The sequence below is a fragment of the Streptomyces sp. NPDC020958 genome (genome assembly GCF_055562175.1).
Genome location: NZ_JBVHFU010000041.1, coordinates 1 through 4,902, shown reverse-complemented (window position 1 = coordinate 4,902; position 4,902 = coordinate 1). Strand labels below are relative to the sequence as shown.

5 protein-coding genes are annotated in these 4,902 nt (G+C 68.3%); 1 reads left to right on the top strand and 4 read right to left on the bottom strand.

Features of this window, described 5'->3' with window-relative positions; all coding sequences use genetic code 11:
* Window positions 1-386 precede the first annotated feature (386 nt).
* Window positions 387-1,178 (top strand): IS5 family transposase, encoded by a 792-nt coding sequence (locus ACZ3KP_RS40855; RefSeq protein WP_467506199.1) that lies wholly within the window; start codon window positions 387-389, stop codon window positions 1,176-1,178.
* On the opposite strand, the gene ACZ3KP_RS40850 is transcribed toward ACZ3KP_RS40855, so the two are convergent.
* The 4 genes from ACZ3KP_RS40850 to ACZ3KP_RS40835 all read right to left on the bottom strand — a co-directional run bounded on the left by ACZ3KP_RS40850 (window position 1,135) and on the right by ACZ3KP_RS40835 (window position 4,690).
* Window positions 1,135-1,668 (bottom strand): hypothetical protein, encoded by a 534-nt coding sequence (locus ACZ3KP_RS40850; protein WP_467506198.1) that lies wholly within the window; start codon window positions 1,666-1,668, stop codon window positions 1,135-1,137. The genes ACZ3KP_RS40855 and ACZ3KP_RS40850 overlap by 44 nt on opposite strands.
* A 59-nt stretch (window positions 1,669-1,727) precedes the next feature.
* Window positions 1,728-2,378, bottom strand: a complete 651-nt coding sequence (locus tag ACZ3KP_RS40845) for an IS110 family transposase (protein ID WP_467506197.1) — start codon at window positions 2,376-2,378, stop codon at window positions 1,728-1,730.
* Between the two features lie 863 nt (window positions 2,379-3,241).
* Window positions 3,242-3,946 (bottom strand): lipoyl(octanoyl) transferase LipB, encoded by a 705-nt coding sequence (gene lipB, locus ACZ3KP_RS40840; RefSeq protein WP_467506195.1) that lies wholly within the window; start codon window positions 3,944-3,946, stop codon window positions 3,242-3,244.
* Window positions 3,947-4,111: 165 nt separating this feature from the next.
* Window positions 4,112-4,690 (bottom strand): TetR/AcrR family transcriptional regulator, encoded by a 579-nt coding sequence (locus tag ACZ3KP_RS40835; protein ID WP_467506193.1) that lies wholly within the window; start codon window positions 4,688-4,690, stop codon window positions 4,112-4,114.
* Window positions 4,691-4,902: the final 212 nt, after the last annotated feature.

The window sequence follows — 4,902 nt, the reverse complement described above, 5'->3', positions numbered from 1 at the left end:
CTCACAGCGGCCTTCCCGGCCTCGGTGTCACTCGTCACGTCAGTCATCAACTGTCGCTTCCAGCTCGGGAGTTACACCACTCACCGTACAGACCCGGCAAAGATCCAATCCCACTCCTAAGTAGCTGTTGTCGTTCCGATCTTGAGGGTTGTGCGTCGAACGGGAGTCTCGATCGGGTGATCGCTGCTGGTCGCGGGCATGAAGGCAGGGCCTCTTGGTAGCTCGGGGTTGCGAAGCCAACCGAGATCCAGGAGACCCTGTTGCCGCAGTTGTATACGCTCGCGCCGGTGGAGTTCAACTCGGCTGCACCGACGTGTGATTGTGTCGCTCATCGGTTCGGGAATGCGGCGGATCATCCGGAACGTGTTCGGCGGTATCCCTCGGACATGACGGACGCGGAGTGGGCCGTGGTCCGGCCGCTGCTGCCGGTGCCCGGCTGGATGCGTGGTCGGGGCGGGCAGCCGGAGGCGTACTGCCACCGCGCGATACTCGATGCGATCCGGTATCTCGTGGACAACGGGATCAAGTGGCGGGCAATGCCCGCCGACTTCCCGCCGTGGGACAGGGTCTACGCCTTCTTCCGCCGCTGGCGTGACCACGGCCTGGTCAAGGAGTTCCACGACCGGCTGCGTGGCCAGGTCCGCGAGAAGCTGGGCCGGAATACGGAGCCGACGGCCGGGGTGATCGACTCGCAGTCCGTCAAGGCGGACGCCGTCGTCGGCGCGGACAGCCGCGGCTTCGACGGCGGAAAGCTGATCAACGGCCGCAAGCGGCACGTCGTGGTCGACACCCTCGGCCTGCTGCTGGGCGTGATGGTCACCGCCGCGGACACCGGTGACCGCATCGCCGCCCGCGTGCTGCTCGAGCAGGTCGCCGACGCGCACCACCACCTCGCCCTGATCTGGGCAGACGGCGGCTACACCGGCAGCCTCGTCGAGTACTGCCTGGCCGCGTTCTCGCTGGTCCTGGAGATCGTCAAACGCAGCGACGACATGCGCGGCTTCGTGGTGCTGCCCAAGCGGTGGATCGTCGAGCGCCTTTTCGCCCACCTGATGCGCACCCGCCGCCTGGTGCGCGACTTCGAACGCCGCACCACCAGCGCCGAGGCGATGGTCTACTGGTCGATGACCCTGCTCATGACCCGCCGCCTTGCCCGGCCGGGCCCTGCGCCAGCGTGAACCGGCCCGGCTGCTGCTCGGCCAGCCAGCCCCGCGCGACCAGGCGTTTCGCCTTCGACCGCAGCGCCTCCACCCGCGCCGGCACCACGTCCATGCCGAACGCTGCGGCCAACTCCTGGCAGGTCAGCGGTCCTTGATGAAGCCGAGCCCGGTCCGCGAGCGCCGTGAGAATGCGCTGATAGTCCGCCGACAGCACCGACCAGGCCAGCCCTTCACGCCACATGGGCACCTGTGACTTCGGCTTCGCCGCATCCCGGGGCACTGCCTGCGCATCCGCACCCTGCGGATCCGGGGTGACCTCCACGGCGGCGGTGTCGCCGTCCAAAGCCAGCACGGTGCCGACCCGCCTGCGGGCGATCACCCACTCCTGCCATTCCTGCTCAGCCGCAGCCAGCTCGGCCTGGATGCGATCGGCCTCCTCCCGCAACCCGTCGACTCGACGCCGAGCAGCGAGCTCGTGCTGTTCCAGCAGTCCGACAACCGACGGCATCCACGACCTCCCGGGGAGCTACAACACGACAGGCCACCACTCCCACGAGATCGCCGACCCTACGCCCGACCAGCAAAAACGCAGAGCTCAAGCCCGGAAAGACAACAACTTCTGATGCGCCGGGCCAGGAGAGCCAGGGTGACGGGGGTGGCGTGGAGCACCGCCCCTTCGTCGGCCTCGTGGTTCAGGCTGTCGTCGACGAGCCCTGCGCAGGTGCGGAAGAGGTCTGCGTTGCCCAGCCCGGCAAGTTCCTCCCTCAGCTGCGGATCAGCACGGATGAGGACAGCCTTGAGCTGGTTGATCGCCTGGGTGCGGGCCTTGACCGCCGAGTCCTTGGCCAGCTTGTACATCCGGGCGATCTCCACCGGCCCGTCGCCCGTCTTGGCCTGAGCGCGCGCTCGCCCGCTCAGCACCGCCCGGACCGCGTTCTCGGCATCGAGCGGGTCCGACTTGCCGCGCCGACGGCGGTCGGCCCGGTCGAACCGGTTCACATCGAAAACGTCCACGCCCTGGGCCAGCAGATAGCGGGACAGGGCCGCCCCGAAGGAACCGGTACCTTCCACTCCGGCCCGCCGCACCGTACCTGTTCCTCTCGCCCAGCCCAACAGGTCTCGGTATCCAGCCGCGGTGGCCGGGAACTCTGCGGTGCCGATCACTTCCCCCACCAGGGAGAGCACAGCGGCCACATGGGCATCCCGATGGGTGTCCACTCCCAGGACCACCTCCGCCGTCGGCCGGCGCCGGCGAGGACGCGAAGCGGACGGTGTGCCGGTCCCGCCCGGTCAGCCCGAGACCAGCGCGCCGCCCCTGGCCGGTGGTCGACACAGTGTGAGCAGGACACTTCCGGTCAGGCATCTCAGGAGTCAGACCCCGCAGCAGGACAGCACCCGCCTACCGTTCTCCGTCTATCCGGCTTGCAGCCACGTCAGGCCGCTCGTTCGGACGAACCGAGTCGAGGGGGGACCATTGGAACGGCGGGTCAATGAGCGGCAACTCTCGGTGTTGCAGTGGGTGGAAGCCGGGTGCCCTGCCGGCGTATGGGAGACCAGTTCCTACAAGACCACCTGCCAGGCACTGCACAACCGGGGCCTGGTCACGGTCTCCCGGGCAGCCGGGCAGTGGAGCGTCGCCCTGACGAGCGTCGGCCGGCGCTACCTGGCACACGGCACGTACCCTCCCTGCGGATCACGCCCTGCAGGAGCTCGCGGAGGCCGGCGGCAGGATCGTCAAGAGCGGCAACGGTTCCGACGTGGAGAAGTGGCCGTCCCGCGTCGCCGCCGCACGCAGATGCGGAAGGACTCCGGAGACGAAGGAGCTGTACGGAAGCTGGTGCCGTGACGGGTACGAGATCAAGCTCGTCTACATGCCCGCCTGGCGTCTTGCCTTCCTCGACCTCGTCCCCTGCCCTCGCGGCTCACTCGGCCGCACGCCGTTATCCGGGCCATGCAGAACGAACGCCAGCCGCTCGGCCTGACCGAGCCCGTCCAAGGACGCGCTCTCCGACTCATCCAGGCACTGATCACCGCCGCCGAGGCCGAAGGACACACCGCCGTCGGGAGTCCGTTGCCCTTCTCTAGCTTGGCGTCAGGTGTGCGATGACTGCTCGTGCGACCGTATCGCGCACCTCGGTATGGGTTGGGGCGGGCAGCCCGCGTTCAGCGGCGAGTTCGGCCAGGGAGGTCATCCGGACACCGGGCAGGGCGCAGGCGGTGAAGGTGGTGTAGACACTCAGGTCGGGGTCGATGTTGAGGGCGAAGCCGTGGCTGGAGACACTCCCGCTGATACGCATGCCGATCGAGGCGAGTTTGCGGTGATCGGGGGTCCACACGCCCACCAGGCTCTCCTCCCCCGGCGGCGTATCGCGGCGAACCGCTGGGAAACCGAGGGTGTCCAGTGCGTCGATCAGCGCCTGTTCGACACGTCGGATCAGTCCACGGGGCCCGAGCTCGCGCACATTGAGCACGAGGTAGCCGATGAGCTGGCCGGGGCCGTGGTAGGTGGCATGTCCGCCGCGGTTGGTCAGCACGAGGGCGATGTGCGGGGACGCGTCCGGCAGTTGGCCGTTCGATGTCCGGGCCGTATACGTGATCACCGCGGGATGCGTGAGCAGGAAAAGCCGGTTGGCGGCGAGGCCCCGTTTGCGTTCCTCGACCCAGCGGGCCATGTTCGCCTGAGCCGCAGCGTAGGGCACCTCTCCCAAGTCGACGCGCTCCAACCGCAAGTGTGCAGGTTGGTCCTCCACAGATCCCGGCAACGTCACCCTCGTCTCCTCGCTCATGACCGCAGTCCGACCGCTCGGCGGCTCAGGCAGCCGCCCGCTCTGGACGCGCGGATGGCTCTCCAGCGCCCGGCGCACGGTCCTCGGCGGGCTACCGAGCAGGTTTTGCAGCTTGGGTCCGCGCCGGCACCTGGGCCTCGATGGCCGCTTGACCCCGGGTGTGGCTCAGCTGTGTGGCCCTGCACCGTGCAGGAGCGTATCGATGACGAGGGTGGCCAGCCTGTCCGGATCCTGCTCGGCCGGGGCCTCGCCGGCGCCGGGCCTGTTGATGGCTTCGCTAAGGAGCGCGTAGTACACCTGCCGCACCCACTCCAGATCCGCGTCCGGGGCTAGCAACCCCTCGCGCTGCGCCCGGGACAGGAGCTCGGTGGTGTGGGCATCGATCTCCGCCCAGAGAGCGGCCGCGGTTTCGGTGTGGGCAGTGGCGTGACTGAGGGTGAAACGCCAGGTGCTTTTGACCCGCAGTACGTTCGCGGTCACCCTGTGCAGCGCGACGAGCGCGGGTGCGGCGTCGGGACGGGCCTCCTCAATGGCGTCGATGAGCTGCTGTTTGGCGGAGACGGCGAGCGCCTCCAGGAGCGCCTGCCGGTTCGCGAACCGGCGGTGGACGGTGATCCTGGTCAGCCCCGCGGCCTCGGCGATCTGCTCCATCGAGGCGCCCGCGTCCTGGGCGAGGACCCGCTCCGCCGCCTCCAGAATCGCGCGCACACTGCGCTCGGCGTCGGCACGCAGTGCTCGGGCCATGTCGGTCTCCCGTCTCAACGTCGGATCTTTGATTCTCCTAGAGGATACGCGGACGCTACGACTCGCCGAAATATTGATGCACTTATGTTGCCGTTTTCAGCAAAGGTGATACGTTGATGAAACCGATTGGGGGTTGCTGGACCGGCGGGACGGCGCCTGTACGTCACGGTGACCTGCGTCCGGACCGCGCTCCCTTCTTCTGCGGCACGACG